Below are 24,198 nucleotides of genomic sequence, written 5' to 3' on the forward strand. Positions count from 1 at the left end.
TTCTTCTTTTACAAAATACGTTTACAAAGAAAGAGAAGGTACCTCATTACGAGGTACCTCTTCTTATTTTAAAATATTAGCAATATATGTTTGAAGTTCTTCTACTTTCACTTCTTCAGACTCGCCTGTAGCACGTACTTTCACTTCTACAATACCTTCATCTGCTTTTTTACCAACCGTAACGCGAACTGGAAGGCCAAATAAATCTGCATCTGCAAATTTAACACCTGCACGTTCTGCACGATCATCTAGTAATACTTCATATCCTTGCTCTTGTAATGAGTTGTAAATATTTTCACCCATTTCACGTTGTGCATCAGATTTCATATTTACTGGAATTACATGCACATGGAACGGTGCTACAGCTTTTGGCCAAACTAAGCCGTTCTCATCATTAAACTGCTCTGCAATTGCTGCCACTGTACGAGATACACCGATACCGTAACAACCCATAATAAGTGCTTGTGTTTTCCCGTTTTCATCTAGGAATGTTGCGTTCATCGCTTCACTATAGCGAGTTCCTAATTTAAATACATGACCAACTTCAATTCCGCGTGCGAAAAGAATTGTTCCGTTTCCATCTGGAGATTGGTCTCCTTCTTGGATGAAGCGTAAATCTGTATATTGACTTACTTTAAAGTCACGTTCTGGATTTATATTTACATAATGGAACCCTTCTTCATTCGCTCCTGAACATCCGTTTACAATTGATGCTACAGCATGGTCAGCAATAATTTCGATATCACCTGTTACACCAATCGGTCCTAATGAACCAACTTCACAATTTAATAATTCTTTTACTTCTTCATGAGAAGCAAGCTCAACAACTGAAGCGCCGTATACATTTTTCACTTTTACATCGTTTACTTCATGATCACCACGAACAAGTACAACTACTAATTTCTCGTCTACTTTAAATACCATAGACTTAATACACTGTTCTGCTTCAATGTTTAAGAATGCAGATACTTCTTCAATTGCTTTTTGATCTGGCGTTGCTACTTTTTCAAGTGCCTTTTCTGCTTCGTCACTCTTCGTATACGAAGCTACAACAGGAGCCATTTCGATGTTCGCTGCATAATTGGATGTATCCGAGTATGCAATAGTATCTTCACCAACATCAGATAATACCATAAATTCATGTGTATCTTTTCCGCCCATTGCTCCAGAGTCAGCAATAACCGCACGGAAATTTAAGCCACAACGAGCAAAAATGTTAGAGTATGCTTTATATAAGCGATCATACACTTCATCTAAGCTCTCCTGCGTAGCGTGGAAAGAATAGGCATCTTTCATTAGAAACTCTCTTCCACGTAATAAACCGAAACGAGGTCTTTGTTCGTCACGGAACTTTGTTTGAATTTGGTATAGCGTTAACGGTAATTTTTTATATGATTTTACTTCATCACGTACAAGATCAGTAATTACTTCTTCATGTGTCGCCCCTAAAGCAAATTCACGAGCGTTACGATCTTTCATACGCATTAATTCAGATCCGTAAGAATACCAACGGCCTGATTCTTGCCATAATTCTGCAGCTTGCATCGCTGGCATTAATAATTCTACAGCTCCTGCGCGTTCCATTTCTTCTCGAACGATACGTTCTACTTTGTGTAGTACTTTTAAACCAAATGGTAGAAAACTATAAATACCAGAAGCATTTTGACGCATAAAACCTGCGCGAAGTAATAATTGATGACTCTTAATTTCAGCATCAGCTGGAACTTCACGTAATGTAGGACTGAATACCATACTTTGTTTCATTTATTCGCACCTCTTCATTTTACTCTTACACGCAGTAAAACCCCTCACCTCGAGTTAGGTGAGGGATTTTATTCTACGAGCTCTATTTCATTATAAGTTTCACTTTATTTTACAAGAAAAACTTACGAATGTCATTCCATGTTACAACTAACATTAGTAACATTAATAATGCAAAACCAATAAAGTGGACCATTCCTTCTTTTTGACGGTCAATCGGTTTTCCTCGTAACGCTTCGATTAAGAAGAAGAATAAACGTCCACCGTCTAAAGCAGGGACTGGTAATAGATTAAATAAACCAAGGTTTATACTTAAAACTGCCGCTAAACTTAGCACACGCGTAAATCCATAATCTACGACTTGATCTGTTAGATTATAAATTCCTACTGGACCTGACAACTCATTAATAGAAAATTGACCAGTTACTAATTTCACAAGAGACTCAAAAATTAGTTTCGTCCATTCGTACGTTTGTTCAAATCCTGATTTAATCGAACCCATCACTGTTTTCTCTACAGGAGAGTAAACACCAATTCTACCAACTTCTTCTTTACCTTCTTTATCGAGTGTTGGAGTTACTTTTACATTAAGCTGTTCATTATCACGCTTTACTTGTAACGTAATTTCTTTATTCGGGTTTTCACGTACAATGGCAACAACATCTTTCCATGTACTTGTACTTTTCCCATCAATTGCTTGAATTGTATCGTTTTCTTTTAATCCAGCTTGCTGCGCTGCACTATTTTCCATTATTTTTCCGACCATTGGTTTGTCAATGGGAACCCCTTGTACAAATCCAAGAATCACAAAAATAACAAATGCTAAAATGAAGTTCATTGCAGGACCCGCAAAGATTGTTAAAGCACGTTGACCCAATTTTTTAGAGCCAAATTGCCTGTTATACGGAGCAATTTGAATTTCTTCTCCAGCAGTAATGATACGAGCCTTTTCATTCACTCGGAATGTTTGAAGCTCTTCCTCATACTCTTCATAGCCTGAAATCGTTAGATTATGCTCTAAATCAGCTTGTTCGACTTCAATAACACGAACATTGGGATATTTTTCATATCCATCAAAAACTAATTTCACAGCTTCGTCTTTTTCATTTAGCACAAGGCCAACCTTTTTCCCTGGCTTTAACTCCACTGTGTCCGCATCCTCGCCAGCCATTCTTACATAGCCACCAAGGGGCAGTAATCGAATCGTATACACCGTTTCATTCTTTTCAAATGAGAATATTTTCGGACCAAAACCAATCGCAAACTCGCGACATAAAATGCCTGCTCTTTTCGCGAAATATAGATGCCCTAGCTCATGGAAAAATACGAGTGCACCGAAAATTAATATAAAGGCAATCGCTGTATTCAATTCCATAACCACCTTTGCTAAATTTGTTCCATCACAAACCGTCTTGTGGCTGCATCAATTTCCAGAATTTCCTCTAAGCTCGGACGTGCAATGACATTGTGATGGTTCATTGCTTTTTCAATGAGGTCTTCCACTGTTAAGAAACCAATTCTCTTTTGTAAAAAAGCTTCAACAGCTACTTCATTTGCAGCGTTCATTACAGCTGGCATACTTCCACCTGTTTTCCCAGCCTCATACGCAAAACGTAGACAACGGAAACGTTCTTGGTTCATTTTTTCAAAATGCAATGTTCCCATTTCCCATAAGTTTAACTGTTTTGTATCTGAAAGAGGTAATCTATCAGGATATGTAAGCGCGTATTGAATTGGTACTCGCATATCAGGTGAGCCAAGCTGTGCCATTACACTACGATCTTCAAATTCAACCATAGAATGAATAATACTTTCTTTATGTAAAACAACATCAATTTGCTCATAAGGGATACCAAAAAGCCAATGTGCTTCAATTACTTCTAGTCCCTTATTCATCATTGTAGCAGAATCAATTGTAATTTTCGAACCCATTGACCAGTTTGGATGTCGAAGCGCATCTTCTACGGTCACATGATGCAATTCATCTCTCGTTTTATCACGGAAACTTCCACCAGAAGCCGTTATAATGAGTCGAGAAATTCTTTTTTCATTTTCACCATTCAAGCATTGAAAAATAGCTGAATGTTCACTATCTACCGGAAGTAACGAAACATTATGTTTTTGCGCCGCTTCCATTACTAGATGCCCTGCAGTTACTAACGTTTCTTTATTTGCAATTCCAATTGTTTTTTTCGCCTCAATTGCACGAAGTGTTGGTAACAACCCTACGCTACCTACAACGGCATTTACTAAAATCTCCGCATCTGGATGTAATGCTACTTCTAAAAGACCTTCACTACCATACACAACTTTTGTATTACCAGAAACAGCTTGTAATTTTATAACATCTTCTGCTCTTTGCACAGAAACGATTTGCGGAGAAAATTCTTGAATTACTTTTACTGCGTAGTCAATATTTTTCCCTACAGAAAAAGCAACGAGACGGAATTGGTCTGGGTGCGAGCGTAACACATCTAAAGTTTGTGTACCAATTGATCCGCTTGCACCTAATAAACTAATGTTTTTCATGACTTCAACCCCTCGTTCATTTATTAATTGTATTGCAATAAGAAGTAGAGAATTGGTAACACAAATAACCAACTATCTGTTCGATCTAATATACCACCATGTCCAGGTAAAATTGTACCTGAATCTTTTACACCATAATGACGTTTAAATGCAGATTGTACTAAATCACCAATTTGTCCAAAAATAGAAATGATAATTGTCAGCACAATTAAAATTACTACATTCGATTCAACTGGGAAGAACACGTTGTATACAAGTGCCACAATAATTCCACAAACGATACCACCTACTGAACCTTCAATCGTTTTATTTGGACTAATTTCTGGCCATAATTTTCTTTTTCCTAATGCTTTTCCTACGAAATATGCGCCTGAATCAGTAGCCCATATAACAAATAATGCGCAAAACACATATTTAATTCCTAATATTCTCGTTTCATTCAGATATAAGAATCCCATTGCAACATATGTTGTTGCCATAAGTAAAAATGAAGCATTATCAAAAGTAAATGTATTCTTAGAAAGGACTGTATATGATAAAAGTAATAAAACAATCACAAACGTAATTTCTAATTTACCTAATCCAATCCACCTAAATAGTTCTGATGCACTACTTGGAACTAAAATAGTCCATAATAATACCGCAGCTAAAACTGTTGGTACTGAAATAAGCGTAAGCTTATTCATTCGAATTAACTCATATAAACCTATAGAAGCAAGTGCATACACTAAAACCGTAAAAGGCACGCCACCGTAAATTACGATGGGAATGAATAGCGCGGCAGCAACCACTCCAGTAATAATTCTCTGTTTCACTACCAAACCCTCTCTTTCTACACGCCTCCGAATCTGCGCCCTCTATGTTGAAAGTCTGTAATCGCACTAAGCAAATGTTCTTCCGTAAAGTCTGGCCAATACACATCCGTAAACCAAAATTCCGAATATGCAATTTGCCATAACATGAAATTACTAATACGTAGCTCTCCGCTTGTACGAATTAACAACTCTGGATCAGGTAAAGAACCCGTCATTAAGTAGGAAGAAATCATTTCTTCACTTATCTCTTCAGCACGAATTTTTCCTTCCTCACTATCTTTCATCATATGTTGCACAGCAGAAACGATTTCATCTCGACTTCCATAGTTTAACGCGAAATTGAGAATTAATCCCGTATTCTCTTGCGTATCTTCCATTGCTTTTTCCATCGCTCTGCGTGTATGCGTAGGAAGACGATCTTTTTGCCCTATTACTCGGACTTGTACGTTTTCTTCAATCAATTCTGGTAAAAATGTACCTAGAAATTCTTCTGGAAGCCTCATTAAATAGTCAACTTCCTTTTTCGGTCTTTTCCAGTTCTCAGTTGAAAAAGCATAAAGAGTTAACACTTTCACATTAAGCTTACTTGCAAATTTTGTGATTTTCTTTACAACTTGCATACCTTCATGATGTCCCGCAATACGAGGCATAGCTCTCCTCTTTGCCCATCTTCCATTACCATCCATAATGATGGCAATATGTTCTGGTATATACCCTTTTTTCACTTCTTCAACGAGATGATCAAACGATGCGTCCTTTTTACTTTTAAAAAAAGGAAAGTTTTTAAACATCATTCATACCCTCCAGCAAGCAGACATATGCCTAAAAGTGTAAAAAGACCCCCTTAAGAAGAGGGTCATATTTGCGAAGTTATCGCTATTACACTTCCATGATTTCTTTTTCTTTGTTTTTTGCGATTTCGTCAACTTTTGCAATATATTTATCTGTTTCTTTTTGGATATCTTCAGTATATCCTCTTAAATCATCTTCCGTAATCTCGCCAGCTTTTTCAAGCTTCTTAAGATCATCGTTACCGTCACGACGTACGTTACGAACCGCAACTTTTGCTTCTTCAGCATATTTTTTCACAACTTTTACAAGATCACGACGACGCTCTTCTGTTAATGCAGGGAATGCAATACGAATTACAGTTCCGTCATTAGAAGGGTTTAAGCCTAAATCTGCTTTTAAAATTGCTTTTTCAATATCACCGATAGAAGTTTTATCATACGGTTGAATTACAAGCAAACGTGCTTCTGGAACTGTAATGTTCGCTAATTGCACAACTGGTGTTGGTGCACCATAGTAATCAACTTGTACCTTATCTAATACAGACGAGCTTGCACGACCAGCGCGAACTGTTGCTAATTCACGAGAATAAGCAGCAACTGCTTTTTCCATTTTTTCATTTGAAGACTTCAATACTTGTTGTCCCATAATTATTTCCCCCTTACAACTGTTCCGATATTTTCGCCTAAAACGGCACGTTTAATATTACCTTTTTCCATAACTGAGAATACAATTAATGGAATATCATTATCCATACATAGAGAAGAAGCTGTAGAATCCATTACACCTAAACCTTCTTTTAATACGTCTAAGTAAGTAAGCGTTTCGTACTTCGTAGCAGTTGGATCAATAGATGGATCTGCACTATATACGCCATCCACATTATTTTTCGCCATTAAAATAACGTCCGCTTCGATTTCCGCTGCACGTAATGCTGCTGTCGTATCTGTAGAGAAGTATGGGTTACCAGTACCTGCGGCAAAGATAACAACACGTTTTTTCTCTAAGTGACGAATTGCTTTACGACGAATGTAAGGCTCTGCCACTTGACGCATCTCAATTGAAGTTTGAACGCGAGTTTGAATTCCAATATTCTCTAAACTATCTTGAAGAGCTAGTGAATTCATAACTGTCGCTAACATGCCCATGTAATCTGCTCCTGCACGATCCATGCCCATTTCGCTTCCAATTTTCCCACGCCAAATGTTACCGCCACCAACAACAACAGCAACCTCTACATCAAGTTCTGCAATTTCTTTCACTTGTTCCGCAACTGACTTGATAACAGCTGGGTTAATTCCAAATCCTTGCTCGCCAGCTAAAGCTTCTCCGCTCAGCTTTAAAACGACACGATTATATTTCGGTTTACTCATAATGAACCTCCAATTGCTTACATCTTTATTTTAAAAAAGGGAACACAATGTGTTCCCTAATCTGTATTAGTTGTTACCTTTTACTTGGTTCATTACTTCTTCAGCAAAGTTGTCTTCGCGTTTTTCGATACCTTCACCAACAGCGTAGCGAACGAATCCTTTTAATGTTCCGCCTTTAGACTCAACGAATTGACGAACTTTCATATCAGGGTTTTTAACGAATGCTTGGTCAAGTAAGCAAATTTCTTCGAAGAATTTGCCAAGACGGCCTTCTACCATTTTTGCAACGATTTTTTCAGGCTTGCCTTCGTTTAAAGCTTGTTGTGTTAATACTTGACGCTCATGCTCAACTTCTTCAGCTGTTACAGCATCACGGTCAATGTATTTAGGGTTAACTGCTGCAATGTGCATTGCTACATCTTTAGCAGCTGCTTCGTCAGTAGAACCTTCAAGAACTGTTAATACACCAATACGTCCACCCATGTGTAGGTAAGCGCCGAATGCATCAGCATCCGTTTTTGATACGATTTCGAAACGACGAAGTGTAAGTTTTTCACCAATTTTAGCAATTGCTTCATTGATGTGCTCTTCTACTGTTTTACCGCCTTCAATTGTTTGAGCCATAGCTTCTTCAACGTTAGCTGGTTTGTTAGCTAATAAGTGAGCAGCTAATTCTTTAATTAAAGCTTGGAAACCTTCGTTTTTCGCAACAAAATCAGTTTCAGAGTTTAATTCTAAGATTAAGCCGTCGTTACCGTTTGTTTCGATGAAAGTTAAACCTTCAGCAGCGATGCGGTCAGCTTTTTTAGCAGCTTTCGCAATACCTTTTTCACGTAAGAAGTCAATTGCTTTCTCCATGTCGCCGTTTGTTTCAGTTAAAGCCTTTTTGCAGTCCATCATACCTGCGCCTGTTTTTTCACGAAGTTCTTTTACCATTTGTGCAGTGATTGCCATGTTTTTCATCCTCCTAAAATATGTATTTATACCTTTTAAAAAGGTTTTTATACCTTAAAAAAGGTGATAAAAGGCCGAACCCCTTATCACCTTTCCAAATTTGTTACGCAGTAACAGTTTCTTCACCTTGTTTTGCTTCAAGGATCGCGTCTGCCATTTTAGATGTAAGAAGTTTTACAGCACGAATTGCATCATCGTTTGCTGGGATAACGTGATCGATTTCGTCTGGATCACAGTTTGTATCAACGATACCGATGATTGGAATGTGTAATTTGCGTGCTTCAGCAACTGCAATACGCTCTTTACGAGGGTCTACTACGAATAATGCACTTGGAAGACCTTTCATATCTTTAATACCGCCTAAGAATTTCTCAAGACGCTCTAACTCTTTTTTAAGTTGAACAACTTCTTTCTTAGGAAGTACTTCGAAAGTACCATCTTCTTGCATTCTTTCGATGTCTTTAAGGCGCTTGATACGCTTTTGGATTGTTTGGAAGTTTGTTAAAGTTCCACCTAACCAACGTTGGTTAACGAAGTACATACCAGCACGAGTTGCTTCTTCTTTAATAGCTTCTTGTGCTTGTTTTTTAGTACCTACGAATAAAATGTCTCCGCCTTCAGCAGCGATGTCACGCATCGTTCTGTAAGCTTCCTCAACTTTTTTCACAGTTTTTTGTAAGTCGATGATGTAGATACCGTTACGCTCTGTGAAAATGTAACGCTTCATTTTTGGGTTCCAACGACGTGTTTGATGTCCGAAATGAACACCAGCTTCAAGCAATTGCTTCATAGAAATTACTGACATAATATAGTTCCTCCTAAATGGTTTTTGATATCCTCCGTTTACTTCATCTCTAAGCGAAACTACAACCGTAGCACCAACACTTAAATCAGTAAACGTGTGTACTTTGTACTGACACCACTGCTTACTATATCATACTGAAATATTACAATCAAGTCGAAAATGCGAACAATGTAAAACTTTCTTTATTCACACTCGAATTCTAGTATTACCAACCTGTATTTCTTTTAAGCGAAAAAATAAAATTCAATTCATAGTTTTCCAAAGAACACGATTATGGCGCTTTTCACAAACAACATCAATCTCTTATATACAAAAAAACTCTCCTCATTTGAGGAGAGTTTTTATAAATTAGTTTGTTTTTAATTTAGCAAGTTCATGTAAAAATTTGTCGTTTAATACTTTAATGTATGTTCCTTTCATACCTAAAGAACGAGACTCGATTACACCAGCACTTTCTAATTTACGTAGTGCATTTACAATCACAGAACGAGTGATTCCTACACGATCAGCAATTTTACTTGCAACAAGTAGACCTTCTGTTCCGTTTAACTCTTCGAAAATGTGCTCAATTGCTTCTAACTCACTGTAAGATAATGAGCTAATCGCCATTTGAACAACAGCTTTACTACGTGCTTCCTCTTCGATTTCTTCTGCTTTTTCACGTAAGATTTCCATACCTACTACAGTTGAACTGTATTCAGCAAGGATTAAATCATCATCTAAGAACTCTTGACCAAGACGAGCTAACACTAATGTACCTAGACGCTCACCGCCACCAACGATTGGTACGATTGTAGTTAAACCTTGACCGAATAATTCTCTATTTTCTACTGGGAATGCTGTGTAAGCACTGTTTACATCTAAGTTTGAAGATGTTTCCGTTACATTGAATAAGCTTTGCGTATATTCTTCTGGGAATTGACGCTCTGCAAGCATTTGTTTCATACGCTCGTTCTCGATTTGTTGGTGAATTGCATAACCTAGTAATTTACCACGACGACTTACTACGAATACGTTCGCTTCGATTACTTCACACATTGTGTCAGACATTTCTCTAAAGTTTACAGGCTTTCCTGCTGCGCTCTGTAATAACGCATTTAATTTTCTTGTTTTTGCTAATAATTCCATTTCAAAAGTTCCTCCTACATGTTACTCACATATTTTTTCATCACTTGGAAACTAGGGCGAGTCACCTGATGACACTATTACAAAATAAACTGGCTCACATCTTTATTTTTAGCAATTGTTGCTAATTTCTCCTCAACGTATTGAGGTGTTATCGTTATTTTCTCTAACGTAATTTCAGATGCTTCAAACGATAAATCTTCAAGGAGCTTCTCCATAATCGTATGGAGTCTTCTTGCTCCAATATTATCTGTATCCTGATTAACTTGATAAGCAATCTCAGCAATCTTACGAATAGCTTCGTCTGAAAATTCAATTTCTATACCTTCAGTCGCTAATAATGCCATATACTGTTTAATTAACGCATTGTCAGGCTCGATTAATATTTTAACAAAATCATCTGTCGATAATTTTGTTAATTCTACTCGAATCGGAAATCTCCCTTGCAATTCCGGAATTAAATCCGACGGTTTAGACATATGAAACGCTCCAGCTGCAACGAATAAAATATAATCCGTTTTTACTGATCCGTATTTTGTCGCAACATTCGATCCTTCTACAATTGGTAAAATGTCACGTTGCACACCTTCACGTGATACATCTACGCTATTCGACTGCTTACCAGCAATTTTGTCAATTTCATCGATAAAAATAATCCCGAGCTGTTCAGCACGATAAACAGCCTCTTGTGTAACTTCATCCATATCAATTAAGCGCTGTGCTTCCTCATTTGTCAAGAGTTTTCTTGCTTCTTTTACAGAAAGTTTACGTTTTTTCGTTTTTTTCGGCATAAAACTTCCTAATGCATCTTGGAAATTCATTCCCATTTGTTCCATACCAGTTCCTTGTAACATATCAAACATTGATGACTGTTGCTCAGTCACTTCAATCGATACAATTTCATCTTCAAGAAGTCCTGCAGCAAGCTTTCTTTCCACGTCTTGACGTTTCTTTTCAATTTCAACATCTTCTTGCTCATCGGATGTTTGATTCGAATTTTGAGCACCGCCAAAAAGCATTTCTAATGGATTTTTAAATCCAGACTGCTTCTCCGGACTTGGCACTAAAATTTCAACAAGACGTTGGTTCGCTTGCTCTTCTGCTTTATCTTGAACTTTAACTACCATTTCTTCTTTCACGATGCGTACTGACGTTTCTACAAGGTCACGTACCATCGACTCTACATCTCTACCTACATATCCAACTTCTGTGAATTTAGTAGCTTCAACCTTAATAAAAGGTGCTCCAACGAGTTTCGCCATTCGTCGTGCTACCTCTGTTTTACCAACACCTGTCGGTCCAATCATTAAAATATTTTTAGGTGCAATTTCATCACGTAAATTTTCAGCTAGTTTACTGCGACGATATCGATTTCTCAAAGCTACAGCAACCGCTTTCTTTGCATCTTTTTGACCGATGATGTATTGATCTAATTTTTCCACAATTTGGCGCGGAGTAAAATGTAAATGCATATAAAATGCCTCCCTTACGATTCTACAATTCTTCAACAATTATGTTGTGGTTCGTATAAACACAAATATCGCCTGCAATTTCTAGACTCGCTTTCGCAATCTGCTTCGCAGTTAAATGTTCACTTGCATATTGTTTTAAAGCACGACCTGCAGAAAGTGCATAATTTCCACCAGATCCAATTGCTAAAATACCATCATCCGGTTCAATTACTTCTCCTGTGCCCGAAACAAGGAGCATAGTTGTTTTATCCATGACAATGAGCATCGCTTCTAACTGACGCAGCATTTTATCCCCACGCCATTGTTTCGCCATTTCAACTGCAGCACGCTGCAAGTTCCCGTTATACTCTTCTAATTTCCCTTCAAACATTTCAAAAAGAGTAAATGCGTCCGCAACTGAACCTGCAAAACCAGCTAAAACTTTCCCTTGGAAAAGTCTACGAACTTTACGAGCTGTATGTTTCATTACAACAGCATTCCCCATCGTTACCTGGCCATCTCCAGCCATTGCACATTCTCCATTATGATGAACTGCAAATATCGTTGTAGCGTGGAAATTTCCCATAGAAAAAACTCCTTTATATGTTTTTATAGCTTTAAAAGCAATTTATGCCCGCGGGTGATGCTTCATGTAAACAGAACGCAATCTTTCTTTAGAGACATGCGTATAAATTTGTGTCGTCGACAAATTTTCATGACCTAACAGCTCCTGTACAGTACGTAAATCTGCCCCTTCATCTAACATGTGTGTAGCAAATGTATGCCTTAACATATGGGGACTTATCCGCATTGTCAATGAAGCCTTCTTAATGAGTTCGTTTAATACATAGCGCACACCACGACTTGTTAGCGGCGTACCTTTCGCATTTAAAAATACCATATGAGATTGTTCTTCAGTCTTGTTAGCTAACTGTTTTCTCCCGTTCTCCATATAAGTAATTAAAGCATCTTGTGCATAACTTCCGAACGGAATATACCTTTGTTTTTTTCCTTTTCCCATCACTAAAATTGTTCCCACTGCAAAGTCAATATCGGTAAGTTGTAGGTTGACACATTCACTCACACGGATCCCCGTCGCATACATCAACTCTAATAAAGCTTGATTCCTTTGACCTAGCGGCGTTTCCGTATCAGAAACTTCAAATAATTCCTCTAATTCTTCAGCATATAAAAACTTTGGGATTGACAATTCTTTTTTGGGGAGTGACGCAAGTGCAAACGGGTTATCTTTCCGATAACCTTCACGCATTAAAAAACGATATAAACTTCGTAAGCTTGACACTTTTCTTGCGACAGATTTACGGGCTAACTTTTCATCGTGCAACGTCGTTAAGTACAAACGAACATCCGCGTATGTAACATCTAAAAAAGAGGATATGCCTTCTCGCTCCATAAATCGCACAAAATGTTCTAAATCATTTTGATAACTTGCAATTGTATATTTTGAATAATTTCTTTCAATTTGTAAATATCCAACGAATAATTGTAACAATTTCTTCACATTCACATAACTCACCTCAATAAAGGCTACTAAATCGTATCACAACTTAGTAGCCTTTGCAAGAAATTTAACTAAATATTTACAAAATTTTGAATTGTTTCTAAAGCGCGTGTAGCATACGCTTCATTTCGTTCTGCCTTCTTTTTGATCTTCTTCTCTAACGGTGCAAATAGACCGAAGTTTGCATTCATAGGCTGGAAGTTTTTCGCATTTGTCGCAGTAATATAATTCGCCATACTTCCCATTGCAGTTACAGGTGATAATACAACTGGCTCTTCGCCTTTTACAAGTCGAGCAGCGTTAATACCTGCTAATAACCCTGATGCCGCCGATTCAACATATCCCTCTACTCCAGTCATTTGACCAGCAAAGAATAAATCATCACGTTGTTTATATTGATACGTCGGACGAAGTAAATTAGGCGAATTAATAAACGTATTACGATGCATTACACCGTAGCGTACAATTTCTGCGTTCTCCAGTCCTGGAATTAACTGTAACACTTCTTTTTGTGGTCCCCACTTTAAATGCGTTTGGAAACCTACGATATTGTATAACGTTCCCGCTGCATCATCTTGACGTAACTGAACAACAGCATATGGCGTTTTCCCTGTTTTCGGATCTTCTAATCCAACAGGTTTCATTGGTCCAAATACTAGCGTCTGTCTTCCTCTGCTTGCCATAACTTCCACTGGCATACAACCTTCAAAGAAAATTTCCTTTTCAAATTCTTTTAAAGGTACTGTCTCAGCAGCAATTAAAGCATCATAAAAACGATCAAATTCTTCTTCTGTCATAGGACAGTTTAAGTATGCCGCTTCTCCTTTATCATAACGAGACTTTAAATATACTTTGTTCATATCAATGCTGTCTTTTTCAACGATTGGTGCTGCTGCATCGTAGAAATAGAAATAATCTTCACCTGTTAGTTCTTTTAATTGTGCAGCAAGATCAGGAGATGTAAGTGGACCTGTTGCAATAATTGTTGGTCCTTCTGGAATTTCAGTAAGCTCTTCATTCACTACAGTTACATTCGGATGATTCTTTACGTATTCAGTCACTTTAGCTGCAAACTCATGACGGTCAACTGCTAAAGCTCCTCCAGCTGGCACAGAGCACTCATCAGCTGCACGAATAATGACAGAATCCATTAAACGCATTTCTTCTTTAATAACTCCAACGGCATTTGTTAATGTGTTTGCACGTAATGAGTTACTGCACACTAATTCAGCAAACTTATCTGTGTGATGAGCTGGCGTTTGCCTTACTGGTCTCATTTCATATAATTTTACTTGGACACCACGTTTTGCAATTTGGTAAGCCGCTTCACTTCCTGCAAGACCTGCGCCAATGACGTTTACTACTTGTGTTGTCATATATATCACCTTTCCTTTTCTTCCCGAAAAAAATGTGAGCAGTTACGCTCACATTTGTTGTTCTTCTTCATAATCACACGAAATACATTGTACTTGCACGCCTTTTTTCAACTTTTTCTCTACAAGCATCCCTTCACACTTCGGACATTTACGGCCAATCGGCTTATCCCAAGATACAAAGTCGCATTCTGGATACGTACCGCATCCGTAGAAAAGACGTTTCTTTTTGTTACTACGACGTTCAATAATTTGTCCTTCTTCACACTTCGGACAAATTACACCGATTTCTTTCACAATCGGTTTTGTATTACGACAATCAGGGAAATTCGAGCAAGCCATAAACTTCCCATATTTACCCATTTTAAAGACCATTGGATGACCACATAATTCACAGTCTTCCCCAGCTGGTTCATCTTTAATTTCCACTTCACGCATTTCTTTTTCCGCTTTTTCTAAGCGCGGTTCAAATCCTACGTAGAAATCATCAACAATTTTCACCCAATTCGCATTTCCTTCTTCCACTTCATCAAGGCTTTGCTCCATGTTAGCTGTGAATTCAATGTTAATAATTTCTGGGAAAAACTCTAAAATAAGTTCGATTACTATTCCACCCAATTCAGTTGGAACGAAACGTTTATTATCTAAAGCAACATAACCGCGTTTTTGAATTGTTTCAAGTGTCGGCACATAAGTGGATGGTCTTCCAATCCCAAGTTCTTCAAGTGTTCTTACTAAACGAGCCTCTGTATAACGTGGCGGTGGTTGTGTATAGTGTTGTTTCGGCTCTATATCTTTTGAAAATACCGTTTCTCCCACTTCTAACGGTGGCAACATCTTATCCTTTTCTTCCGCACCATCATCTTTTGACTCAACATACACTTTCATAAACCCCGGGAACTTTACAACCGAGCCACTTGCACGGAACTGAACATTGTTATTAATGAGTTTCGCTGTAACAGTATCCATTATAGCAGACGCCATTTGACTTGCAACAAATCGCTCCCAAATCAATTTATACAACCGAAGTTGGTCACGACCTAAGAAACTTTTTAGTTCCTCTGGCTTTCTCATTACCGAAGTAGGACGAATTGCCTCATGCGCATCTTGTGCATTTGATTTTTTCGTTTCTTTCTTCTTCTCTGTTCCTATGTATTCCGCACCATACGCCTCAGTAATGTAAGTACGAGCCTCTGTTTGAGCTGTTTCTGAGATACGCGTTGAGTCAGTTCTCATATACGTTATAAGACCCACAGTCCCTTGTTTCCCAAGATCTATCCCTTCATACAGTTGCTGTGCAAGCATCATTGTTTTCTTTGCTCGCATATTTAACTTACGTGCTGCTTCTTGTTGCAAGGAAGATGTTGTAAACGGTAAAGCGGGATTACGTTTTCGCTCTTTTCTCGTTACATTTTCAACTGAAAACGCATTATCTTTCATCTGTTCAATTATTTCATTCACTTGCGTTTCATTCGTTAATTGAACCTTTTCACCATCTACACCGTAAAAGCTTGCTTCAAATGTATCTTTCCCTTTTACAAACTCTGTTTTAATTGTCCAGAATTCTTCAGGCTCAAAGTTTTGAATCTCCCTTTCACGTTCGATAATTAAACGAACTGCTACAGATTGTACACGACCTGCACTTAATCCTTTTTTTACTTTCTTCCATAATAAAGGACTAATATTGTAACCAACTAGACGATCAAGTATACGTCTTGCTTGTTGTGCATCTACTAAATCCATATTAATTGCACGAGGATGTTTAAATGATTCTTTTATTGCATCTTTTGTAATTTCATTGAAGACAACTCGACAATCTGATTCAACATCCACATTTAACGTATTCGCTAAATGCCAAGCAATTGCTTCTCCTTCACGGTCTGGATCGGCCGCGAGATAGACTTTCTTTGCTTTTTTTGCCGCTGATTTTAAATCTTTTAAAACGGGACCTTTACCACGAATGGTAATATACTTCGGGGTGAAGTTGTTCTTTACTTCTATCCCCATTTGGCTTTTAGGTAAATCGCGAACATGTCCCATGGACGCAACGACTTTGTATTTTTTCCCTAAATATTTCTCAATGGTCTTCGCCTTAGAAGGCGACTCCACGATTACGAGGTAATCTGACATGCTAGTGCCTCCTTAAGAGGTGGATTCAAGTCTTCATTAATCTTATTGATTTCTCTTGTTTTTGTCAATCAAGAATGAATATACCATACAGTGCCAATCTACCATTTGTCAATAATTGTTTAATAAAAACATAAAAATATAAGGTTAATTTATTATTTCTTCAAAGATATCCTCTGCATTTCGTACTAGTTTTGCACCTTGTTGAATAAGCTGATTCGTTCCCGATGCACTATCAATAAATATTGGTCCAGGAAGCGCAAATACCTCTCTATTTTGCTCTAATGCAAGGTCTGCCGTAATAAGTGACCCACTTCTTGATTTTGCTTCTACAACTAAAACCCCTTTACTTATCCCGCTAATAATTCGATTTCTTTTTGGAAAATACCATTTTTTCGGTGCATAGTGCGGAGGATACTCTGTTAATAGCAATATATATTCCTCCCACTTTTCATATAAACGTCTATTCTCTTTCGGATACATATAAGATAATCCGTGTCCCAATATCGCAATAGTCGGACGATGTTTCTTTACTGTAACTTCATGAGATATTGTATCTATCCCTTTTGCAAATCCGCTCACAATAAGCCATTCTCTTTCTAATAAAGGATGTAAAATAAACTCCATACTCTCACGACTGTATAACGACGGTTCTCTCGTTCCAACAACCGCCAATTTATTTACTTTATTTAGAAAATTCTTCTCTCCTTTTCCATATAAAACAAAAGGAGGGTCTTGTATTTCACGTAATAATTGCGGGTAATTTTCATCCCATATAGTTACATAAAAGATTTGATTTCTCTCTAAATAAGATATATATTGCAAAAGGTTTGAATTTTGGAGGAAATGTACTAGTTCTGCAGATTTTTTCGGGGATATTCCAGTGTAGTTTTCTATTTGTTTTTGGTTAAAATTGTATATTACCTTCAATTCTGGATCGACATATAGCAGCCTCTCCATCGCCTTCCAATGATCCGCTAACACGTAATGAAGATGTAATAATCGCTCTCTTTTCATCCTAATTCTCCTTACCCATAATTTTTATTATGTAAACAGAAAAATTGTAAAAAGACACCCTCAAATAAGAAGGTGCCTTTCAAAAAGATTAATAGTTTTTACAAGTTTCAAATAATCCCTTTTCTTTTAAAACAGAGATTAACGTTTCACCCATAACAGCTGGTGTTTCAGCCACTTTAATACCACAAGCTTCCATTGTTTTAATCTTTTCAGCAGCAGTTCCTTTGCCGCCAGAAATGATTGCCCCCGCATGACCCATACGTTTGCCTTCAGGCGCTGTTTGGCCACCAATGAAGCCTACAACTGGTTTTGTCATATTAGCTTTTACCCATTCAGCTGCTTCTTCTTCTGCCGTACCTCCGATTTCACCAATCATAATTACAGCATGTGTTTCTTCATCTTCATTAAATGCTTTTAACGCATCAATAAAGTCTGTACCGTTAACAGGGTCCCCACCGATACCTACAGCAGTAGATTGGCCAATACCTTCTTGTGTTAACTGGTGTACAGCTTCATATGTTAATGTACCAGAACGAGATACGATACCTACATGACCTTTTTTGTGAATGTATCCTGGCATAATACCGATTTTACATTCATCAGGTGTAATGACACCTGGGCAGTTTGGTCCAAGTAAACGTGTATGTTTACCAGCCATATATCTCTTTACGTTAACCATATCTAATACAGGAATTCCTTCAGTAATACATACTACTAAATCAATCTTCGCATCAACTGCTTCCATAATTGCATCAGCAGCAAAAGCGGGTGGAACGTATACAACTGAAGCGTTTGCGCCTGTTGCTTTCACAGCATCTTCTACTGTATCAAATACTGGTACACCTTCAATATCAGTGCCGCCTTTACCAGGTGTTACACCACCGACAATTTTCGTACCGTATTCAATCATTTGTTTTGTATGGAATAATCCTTGAGAACCAGTAATACCTTGAACAATAACTTTTGTATCTTTATTAACTAATACGCTCATTTTTCTCCCCCGCTTTCTATTAGCCCACTAGTGAAACAATTTTCTGTGCACCGTCTGCCATAGATTCTGCTGCAACAATATTTAAGCCAGACTCATTTAAAATTTTCTTACCTAATTCTACGTTTGTACCTTCAAGACGTACAACTAAAGGTAATTCAAGACCTACTTGCTTCGTTGCTTCAATAACACCTTCTGCGATAACATCACACTTCATAATGCCACCAAAAATGTTAACGAAGATACCTTTTACATTTTTGTCAGAAAGGATAATTTTGAATGCTTCTGTTACTTTTTCAGCCGTTGCACCGCCACCAACATCTAAGAAGTTAGCTGGGTCACCATGGTAATGTTTAATGATATCCATTGTAGCCATCGCTAAACCTGCACCATTTACCATACAACCGATATTTCCATCTAAAGGAATGTAGTTTAAGTCATATTTAGATGCTTCAACTTCTTTTGAATCTTCTTCATCAAGATCACGCAGCTCTAAAATGTCTTTATGACGATATAATGCATTAGAATCAAAGTTTAATTTTGCATCTAAAGCCATTACTTTACCGTCACCTGTTGTAACAAGTGGATTAATTTCAGCGATAGAGCAATCTTTTTCAATAAACGCACGATATAAGCCCATCATAAACTTCACAGCTTGTCCTACAAGCTCTTTTGGAATATTGATGTTAAATGCGATTCGACGCGCTTGGAAACCTTGTAAACCTACTGCTGGATCAATATATTCTTTAAAGATTTTTTCAGGTGTTTTTTCTGCTACTTCTTCAATTTCTGTTCCACCTTCTTCAGATGCCATTAAAACAACTTGAGAAGTTGCACGATCTAACACTAGACCTACATAATATTCTTTCTTAATATCGCAACCTTCTTCGATAAGTAAGCGTTTTACTTCCTTACCTTCAGGACCTGTTTGATGCGTTACAAGTGTAGTTCCTAAAATGCTTTCTGCATATGTACGAACTTCTTCTAAATTTTTCGCAACTTTTACACCGCCAGCTTTGCCGCGTCCACCAGCGTGAATTTGCGCTTTAACTACACATACATCCGTTCCTAATTCTTTCGCCGCTTCTACAGCTTCTTCTACTGTAAATGCAACTTTCCCGTTCGGAACGCTAACCCCATAGCTTTTAAGGACTGCCTTACCTTGGTACTCATGGATATTCATGGTCCCATCCTCCCCTGTTTTCCTGTTTTACTCGAAAAGTTTTTTAATGTTTAAAAAACATTACATTGCCATTGTATAAGATGATTGGCACGCTGTCTACAATAAAGTGTCAGAAAACTGAAATCGCTTTATTCTTTTTCGAAAATAATAATGTTCATATACCAAAATAAAAAAATAAGCTGTATATTCACAGCTTATTTTTGAATCATATCTTTAATTGGCGCAAATGATTTCCGGTGTTCCTCTAATACTCCATGCGCTTCAATCGCTTCTAAATGCTGTTTCGTTCCATACCCCATATGTTGTCCAAATCCATATGCAGGATACTTTTCCCCAAGCTCTTTCATCATACGATCTCTCGTCACCTTCGCGATAATAGATGCAGCTGAAATAGAAACACTTTTCGCATCACCTTTAATAATGGATGTTTGTGGAATTGATGTAGGAAGCTTCATCGCATCAATTAATAAATATTGTGGTGTACAAGATAAATTCGCAACAGCATCTAACATCGCTTGTTTCGTCGCTTGATAAATATTTATCTCATCTATGACTTGCGGTGATACAATTCCAACTCCAATCGCAATTGCTTGTGCTTTTATTTCATCATAAAAACGCTCTCGCTTCGCTTCACTCAGCTTTTTTGAGTCATCTAACCCTGGAATATAAAAATTATCTGGAAGAACGACAGCTGCCGTCACAACGGGCCCAGCTAATGGTCCACGCCCTACTTCATCAATGCCAGCAATATATGTGATTCCTTTTTCACGTAACGCATTTTCATACTTAGACATTTCTAGAAATTTTTCTTTTTCCTTTTGTGCTAACTCTTTTTGTTTGTACCACTTCAAAATAAGTTTTTGAATACCCTTTCGTTCATCTTTCATTAACATTTGAAAGCGATCATCTTCTTCACTCATAATTTCTTGCAGTAAATTCTCCGCTTCTTGTATTGTCATTTTTTGCATATAAGTACACTCCTTTATAAACGTATACAAAAAGAAAAGACGCACAAACGCACGTCTTATACTCCTTCTATTTTCTCTACCTCTTCTACTTGCTCCACAAACTCTTCTGGTGTTTCAAACGTCATTTTACCAAGTTTTCCACCGCGAAGTTCACGAAGTACCAGTTCAGATGTTTTATCATAATCAATCATTCCGCCGCCCATTAAACAGCCTCTGTATTTTCCAATTGCATCAAATAACTCTACAATATCTTCTGGAATTTCATCTAAATTATATCGCTCTTTTAAACGTTCTGGATAGTGTTTCTCCATAAAACGTAATGCATAAACAGCTACATCTTGTAAATTTAAAATTGAATCTTTAATTGCACCCGTTGTCGCTAAACGAAGACCCACTAATTGATCTTCAAATTTAGGCCACAGAATACCTGGTGTATCTAACAGTTCCATTTCTTTCCCAACTTTAATCCATTGTTGAGCTGTTGTCACACCTGGACGATCTCCTGTTTTAGCAATGTTTTTCTTCGCCAATTTATTAATTAACGTAGATTTACCAACATTCGGTATACCGACAATTAAAGCACGAATTGCTCTCGGTCTAATCCCTTTCGCAACCATCTTATCAAACTTCTCTTTAACAAGCACTTTACAAGCCGCAGTAATTTCCTTCATACCTTGTCCAGCTTGCGCATTAATTGAAATTGCCATATGCCCTTTTTCTTTAAAATATGCAATCCATTCTTTCGTTAGACGATCATCTGCCATATCCGCTTTATTTAAAACAACAAGCCTTGGCTTATGTGTAATAATCTCATCAATCATCGGGTTTCGAGATGATAATGGTAATCGAGCATCTACTAGTTCAATTACAACATCAATTAATTTTAATTTTTCTGTTACTTGGCGTCTAGCCTTAGCCATATGCCCTGGAAACCATTGAATTACCATGTTGCCACCTTCTTTTTCATTTATTTCACAATACGTGCATCTTTTAACGGCCAATATAGCATATTGGCTTTACCAAGTACTTGATCCATTGAAATCGTACCAATCGAACGGCTATCTTTACTAAAACGACGATTATCCCCTAAAACAAATAATTGATCTTTTGGAACAGTTTTCTTTCCCGTCATTTCTTCAAGAGTAAAATCATATGTAAGCGGTCCATCAGCAAGCTGTTTTTTCTGCTTATCTAAATACGGCTCCTCATAAACCTTTCCGTTAACATATAGTTTGTCATTCCGATACTCTATTTCATCGCCTGGCAGGCCAATAATACGCTTAATATAATCTTTATCTTCCGTTGCACGGAATACGATAATATCGAAGCGTTTTGGGTCTCCTATGTGATAACCAATTTTATTTACAATCATTCGATCTCGATCATGTAAAGTTGGCGCCATTGATACCCCATCTACGAGAATTGGCGCAAAGAAAAACTGTCTAATAACACCAGCTAATACAACAGCAATCAAAATTGCTTTGATCCATTCCCAAAGTGAACTCGTCTCTTTTTTCATGTATTTCCCCTCCACGGTTATGTAAGCTGCTCGTATTATACCAAAATTTTATATAGATTGGAAAAAGGGAGCTTGCGCATTTACAAGCTCCCATACATGTCTTATCGAATTTCTTTAATACGTGCTTTTTTACCGCGAAGGTTACGTAAGTAGTATAACTTAGCACGACGTACTTTACCACGACGAAGTACTTCGATGTTCGCGATTCTTGGCGTGTGAACTGGGAATGTACGCTCAACACCTACACCGTAAGAAATCTTACGAACTGTGAATGTTTCACTGATTCCGCCACCACGACGTTTGATTACAACACCTTCGAAAAGCTGAATTCTTTCACGAGTTCCCTCAACTACTTTTACGTGTACACGTAAAGTGTCTCCAGGACGGAATGAAGGAAGGTCAGTTTTTAATTGGCCTTTTGTAATTTCTGCGATTAATTGTTGCATATTAAATTCTCTCCTTTAAACAGATGCTCTTATAAAGTCTTATTAAATTACAGCGGAACATCGTTAATACGGCTACTGATTTCAGTAGCACAAATGTTATAATAGCATATTGCTAGGACTGTTGCAATAGAAAATATATGAAGCCCTTATTGTTCTTCTTTAATCTGTTCCAACCATTTCTTTTCTTGCTTAGATAATTCTCTTTCTTCCAATAAATCCGGTCTACGTGTGTACGTACGACGCAAGGATTCTTTATGGCGCCATTCATCAATATTTTTATGATTTCCTGACATTAAAACATCTGGTACCTTCATACCACGAAAATCAGCAGGGCGTGTATAATGTGGATGTTCCAATAACCCTGTACTAAACGAATCTTCCACTTGTGAAGCATGATTTCCTAGTACTCCTGGCAGGAGACGTACTACACTATCAGTAATAACCATAGAGGCTAATTCTCCACCTGTTAATACGTAGTCACCAATAGAAATCTCATCGGTTACGAGATGCTCACGAATTCGTTCATCATATCCTTCATAATGCCCACATACAAAGATTAAATGTTCTTCCTCTGCAAGCTCTTCCGCTTTCTTCTGAGTAAATCTTTCCCCTTGCGGACACATTAAGACAACTCTCGGCTTACGCTCTGTTTCTTTCGTTAAATCTTCTACCGCATCAAAAATAGGCTGAGGAGTAAGCACCATACCAGCACCTCCGCCGTAAGGGTAATCGTCTACACTATTATGCTTACTCGTTGTATAATCACGAAAGTTAACAACACGAAGGCTTACCGCTTCTTTTTCTTGCGCCTTCTTTAAGATGGAAGACCCAAATACACCGGTAAACATGTCTGGAAACAACGTTAAAATATCAATTTTCATTATAGTAGCCCTTCCATTACATGAATGGTTACTAATTTATTTTCAATATTAACTTGAAGTACAACATCATCAATGTAAGGAATTAAAAGATCTTGGCCCTTTGGACGTTTAATTACCCAAACATCATTTGCACCAGGAGATAGAATCTCTTTAATCGTTCCTAACGCTTCTCCTTCTTCCGTTACAACACTGCAACCAATAATTTCATGATAGTAGTATTCACCTTCAGCAAGTTCGCCTAACTGCTCTTCTGGTACTTTTATTAAAGAACCTTTAAACTTTTCTGCTTCATCTACATTGTTGTATCCTTCAAATGTTAATAAATCAAATGTCTTATGTTGACGATGAGAAGTTACCTTCACCGGAAGGAAGTCTGTACTTTTCTCATTCGATATGTATAGAGTGTTTCCTACTTTATATCGCTCTTCCGGAAAATCAGTACGAGAAATAACACGAATTTCTCCTCTTACGCCATGAGTATTTACAATTTTCCCTACATTAAACCATTTTGTCATAAATAGTATGTCACCCCTGGTTTCTATATAAATTAAGCATCTCCATTTCACATATGG

General features: G+C 37.5%; 24 protein-coding genes. All 24 read right to left on the reverse strand.

The window, feature by feature from the left end; translation table 11 throughout:
- Positions 1-63: 63 nt before the first annotated feature.
- The 24 genes from JDS95_RS03545 to rimM all read right to left on the reverse strand — a co-directional run bounded on the left by JDS95_RS03545 (position 64) and on the right by rimM (position 24,141).
- Positions 64-1,764 (reverse strand): proline--tRNA ligase, encoded by a 1,701-nt coding sequence (locus JDS95_RS03545; RefSeq protein ID WP_000814319.1) that lies wholly within the window; start codon positions 1,762-1,764, stop codon positions 64-66.
- A 109-nt stretch (positions 1,765-1,873) separates the two neighbouring features.
- Complete coding sequence (gene rseP / locus JDS95_RS03550; protein WP_001090232.1) at positions 1,874-3,130, reverse strand: RIP metalloprotease RseP; 1,257 nt, start codon at positions 3,128-3,130, stop codon at positions 1,874-1,876.
- 17 nt (positions 3,131-3,147) lie between these two features.
- Positions 3,148-4,290 carry a 1-deoxy-D-xylulose-5-phosphate reductoisomerase gene (gene dxr / locus JDS95_RS03555; RefSeq protein WP_000790353.1) on the reverse strand — a complete coding sequence of 381 codons (1,143 nt, stop codon included), beginning with the start codon at positions 4,288-4,290 and terminating at the stop codon, positions 3,148-3,150.
- A gap of 23 nt (positions 4,291-4,313) precedes the next feature.
- Positions 4,314-5,105, reverse strand: coding sequence for a phosphatidate cytidylyltransferase (gene cdsA / locus JDS95_RS03560; protein ID WP_000813595.1), 792 nt, complete (start codon positions 5,103-5,105; stop codon positions 4,314-4,316).
- A gap of 17 nt (positions 5,106-5,122) precedes the next feature.
- Positions 5,123-5,899: an isoprenyl transferase gene (uppS, locus tag JDS95_RS03565; protein WP_000971308.1), complete on the reverse strand. Its 777-nt coding sequence runs from the start codon at positions 5,897-5,899 to the stop codon at positions 5,123-5,125.
- Positions 5,900-5,984: 85 nt separating this feature from the next.
- Entirely contained in the window at positions 5,985-6,542 is a 558-nt protein-coding gene (gene frr / locus JDS95_RS03570) for a ribosome recycling factor (RefSeq protein ID WP_000531505.1), read from the reverse strand.
- 2 nt (positions 6,543-6,544) lie between these two features.
- Positions 6,545-7,267, reverse strand: coding sequence for a UMP kinase (gene pyrH / locus JDS95_RS03575; protein ID WP_000042662.1), 723 nt, complete (start codon positions 7,265-7,267; stop codon positions 6,545-6,547).
- A 66-nt stretch (positions 7,268-7,333) separates the two neighbouring features.
- On the reverse strand, positions 7,334-8,221 hold the full coding sequence (gene tsf / locus JDS95_RS03580; RefSeq protein ID WP_001018579.1) for a translation elongation factor Ts: 888 nt from the start codon (positions 8,219-8,221) through the stop codon (positions 7,334-7,336).
- Between the two features lie 103 nt (positions 8,222-8,324).
- Complete coding sequence (rpsB, locus tag JDS95_RS03585) at positions 8,325-9,026, reverse strand: 30S ribosomal protein S2 (RefSeq protein ID WP_000111485.1); 702 nt, start codon at positions 9,024-9,026, stop codon at positions 8,325-8,327.
- Positions 9,027-9,374: 348 nt separating this feature from the next.
- Positions 9,375-10,154: a GTP-sensing pleiotropic transcriptional regulator CodY gene (gene codY, locus JDS95_RS03590; protein ID WP_000421291.1), complete on the reverse strand. Its 780-nt coding sequence runs from the start codon at positions 10,152-10,154 to the stop codon at positions 9,375-9,377.
- Between the two features lie 77 nt (positions 10,155-10,231).
- Positions 10,232-11,623 (reverse strand): ATP-dependent protease ATPase subunit HslU, encoded by a 1,392-nt coding sequence (gene hslU / locus JDS95_RS03595; RefSeq protein ID WP_000550076.1) that lies wholly within the window; start codon positions 11,621-11,623, stop codon positions 10,232-10,234.
- Between the two features lie 22 nt (positions 11,624-11,645).
- Entirely contained in the window at positions 11,646-12,188 is a 543-nt protein-coding gene (hslV, locus tag JDS95_RS03600) for an ATP-dependent protease proteolytic subunit HslV (RefSeq protein ID WP_000526274.1), read from the reverse strand.
- 42 nt (positions 12,189-12,230) lie between these two features.
- Positions 12,231-13,130, reverse strand: a complete 900-nt coding sequence (gene xerC, locus JDS95_RS03605; protein WP_001101252.1) for a tyrosine recombinase XerC — start codon at positions 13,128-13,130, stop codon at positions 12,231-12,233.
- 65 nt (positions 13,131-13,195) lie between these two features.
- A complete protein-coding gene (gene trmFO / locus JDS95_RS03610; protein WP_000211999.1) occupies positions 13,196-14,500 on the reverse strand; it encodes an FADH(2)-oxidizing methylenetetrahydrofolate--tRNA-(uracil(54)-C(5))-methyltransferase TrmFO in 1,305 nt (434 codons plus the stop codon).
- Between the two features lie 48 nt (positions 14,501-14,548).
- On the reverse strand, positions 14,549-16,627 hold the full coding sequence (gene topA, locus JDS95_RS03615; RefSeq protein WP_001286961.1) for a type I DNA topoisomerase: 2,079 nt from the start codon (positions 16,625-16,627) through the stop codon (positions 14,549-14,551).
- Positions 16,628-16,771: 144 nt separating this feature from the next.
- Positions 16,772-17,641, reverse strand: a complete 870-nt coding sequence (gene dprA / locus JDS95_RS03620) for a DNA-processing protein DprA (protein ID WP_000818051.1) — start codon at positions 17,639-17,641, stop codon at positions 16,772-16,774.
- Between the two features lie 88 nt (positions 17,642-17,729).
- Positions 17,730-18,632, reverse strand: coding sequence for a succinate--CoA ligase subunit alpha (sucD, locus tag JDS95_RS03625; protein ID WP_000115185.1), 903 nt, complete (start codon positions 18,630-18,632; stop codon positions 17,730-17,732).
- Positions 18,633-18,651: 19 nt separating this feature from the next.
- A complete protein-coding gene (gene sucC / locus JDS95_RS03630; RefSeq protein ID WP_001020779.1) occupies positions 18,652-19,812 on the reverse strand; it encodes an ADP-forming succinate--CoA ligase subunit beta in 1,161 nt (386 codons plus the stop codon).
- A gap of 194 nt (positions 19,813-20,006) precedes the next feature.
- Entirely contained in the window at positions 20,007-20,780 is a 774-nt protein-coding gene (locus tag JDS95_RS03635) for a ribonuclease HII (RefSeq protein ID WP_001171133.1), read from the reverse strand.
- A gap of 56 nt (positions 20,781-20,836) precedes the next feature.
- Positions 20,837-21,727 carry a ribosome biogenesis GTPase YlqF gene (gene ylqF / locus JDS95_RS03640; protein WP_000236690.1) on the reverse strand — a complete coding sequence of 297 codons (891 nt, stop codon included), beginning with the start codon at positions 21,725-21,727 and terminating at the stop codon, positions 20,837-20,839.
- Positions 21,728-21,747: 20 nt separating this feature from the next.
- Entirely contained in the window at positions 21,748-22,299 is a 552-nt protein-coding gene (lepB, locus tag JDS95_RS03645) for a signal peptidase I (protein ID WP_000712442.1), read from the reverse strand.
- A gap of 101 nt (positions 22,300-22,400) precedes the next feature.
- Positions 22,401-22,745: a 50S ribosomal protein L19 gene (gene rplS / locus JDS95_RS03650; RefSeq protein ID WP_001186517.1), complete on the reverse strand. Its 345-nt coding sequence runs from the start codon at positions 22,743-22,745 to the stop codon at positions 22,401-22,403.
- 146 nt (positions 22,746-22,891) lie between these two features.
- Entirely contained in the window at positions 22,892-23,626 is a 735-nt protein-coding gene (gene trmD / locus JDS95_RS03655; protein WP_000686907.1) for a tRNA (guanosine(37)-N1)-methyltransferase TrmD, read from the reverse strand.
- Complete coding sequence (gene rimM, locus JDS95_RS03660) at positions 23,626-24,141, reverse strand: ribosome maturation factor RimM (protein WP_000170280.1); 516 nt, start codon at positions 24,139-24,141, stop codon at positions 23,626-23,628. The genes trmD and rimM overlap by 1 nt, the downstream gene beginning before the upstream one ends.
- Positions 24,142-24,198: the final 57 nt, after the last annotated feature.

This window comes from Bacillus cereus group sp. N24 (genome assembly GCF_016483345.1).
Taxonomy (GTDB): domain Bacteria; phylum Bacillota; class Bacilli; order Bacillales; family Bacillaceae_G; genus Bacillus_A; species Bacillus_A toyonensis.

Coding starts and splice junctions, on each gene's coding strand:
- JDS95_RS03545 (WP_000814319.1), bottom strand. CDS start 1,764: ATGAAACAAAGTATGGTATTCAGTCCTACATTACGTGAAGTTCCAGCT.
- dxr (WP_000790353.1), bottom strand. CDS start 4,290: ATGAAAAACATTAGTTTATTAGGTGCAAGCGGATCAATTGGTACACAA.
- uppS (WP_000971308.1), bottom strand. CDS start 5,899: ATGATGTTTAAAAACTTTCCTTTTTTTAAAAGTAAAAAGGACGCATCG.
- frr (WP_000531505.1), bottom strand. CDS start 6,542: ATGGGACAACAAGTATTGAAGTCTTCAAATGAAAAAATGGAAAAAGCA.
- pyrH (WP_000042662.1), bottom strand. CDS start 7,267: ATGAGTAAACCGAAATATAATCGTGTCGTTTTAAAGCTGAGCGGAGAA.
- tsf (WP_001018579.1), bottom strand. CDS start 8,221: ATGGCAATCACTGCACAAATGGTAAAAGAACTTCGTGAAAAAACAGGC.
- rpsB (WP_000111485.1), bottom strand. CDS start 9,026: ATGTCAGTAATTTCTATGAAGCAATTGCTTGAAGCTGGTGTTCATTTC.
- codY (WP_000421291.1), bottom strand. CDS start 10,154: ATGGAATTATTAGCAAAAACAAGAAAATTAAATGCGTTATTACAGAGC.
- hslU (WP_000550076.1), bottom strand. CDS start 11,623: ATGCATTTACATTTTACTCCGCGCCAAATTGTGGAAAAATTAGATCAA.
- hslV (WP_000526274.1), bottom strand. CDS start 12,188: ATGGGAAATTTCCACGCTACAACGATATTTGCAGTTCATCATAATGGA.
- trmFO (WP_000211999.1), bottom strand. CDS start 14,500: ATGACAACACAAGTAGTAAACGTCATTGGCGCAGGTCTTGCAGGAAGT.
- topA (WP_001286961.1), bottom strand. CDS start 16,627: ATGTCAGATTACCTCGTAATCGTGGAGTCGCCTTCTAAGGCGAAGACC.
- dprA (WP_000818051.1), bottom strand. CDS start 17,641: ATGAAAAGAGAGCGATTATTACATCTTCATTACGTGTTAGCGGATCAT.
- sucD (WP_000115185.1), bottom strand. CDS start 18,632: ATGAGCGTATTAGTTAATAAAGATACAAAAGTTATTGTTCAAGGTATT.
- sucC (WP_001020779.1), bottom strand. CDS start 19,812: ATGAATATCCATGAGTACCAAGGTAAGGCAGTCCTTAAAAGCTATGGG.
- JDS95_RS03635 (WP_001171133.1), bottom strand. CDS start 20,780: ATGCAAAAAATGACAATACAAGAAGCGGAGAATTTACTGCAAGAAATT.
- ylqF (WP_000236690.1), bottom strand. CDS start 21,727: ATGGTAATTCAATGGTTTCCAGGGCATATGGCTAAGGCTAGACGCCAA.
- lepB (WP_000712442.1), bottom strand. CDS start 22,299: ATGAAAAAAGAGACGAGTTCACTTTGGGAATGGATCAAAGCAATTTTG.
- rplS (WP_001186517.1), bottom strand. CDS start 22,745: ATGCAACAATTAATCGCAGAAATTACAAAAGGCCAATTAAAAACTGAC.
- trmD (WP_000686907.1), bottom strand. CDS start 23,626: ATGAAAATTGATATTTTAACGTTGTTTCCAGACATGTTTACCGGTGTA.
- rimM (WP_000170280.1), bottom strand. CDS start 24,141: ATGACAAAATGGTTTAATGTAGGGAAAATTGTAAATACTCATGGCGTA.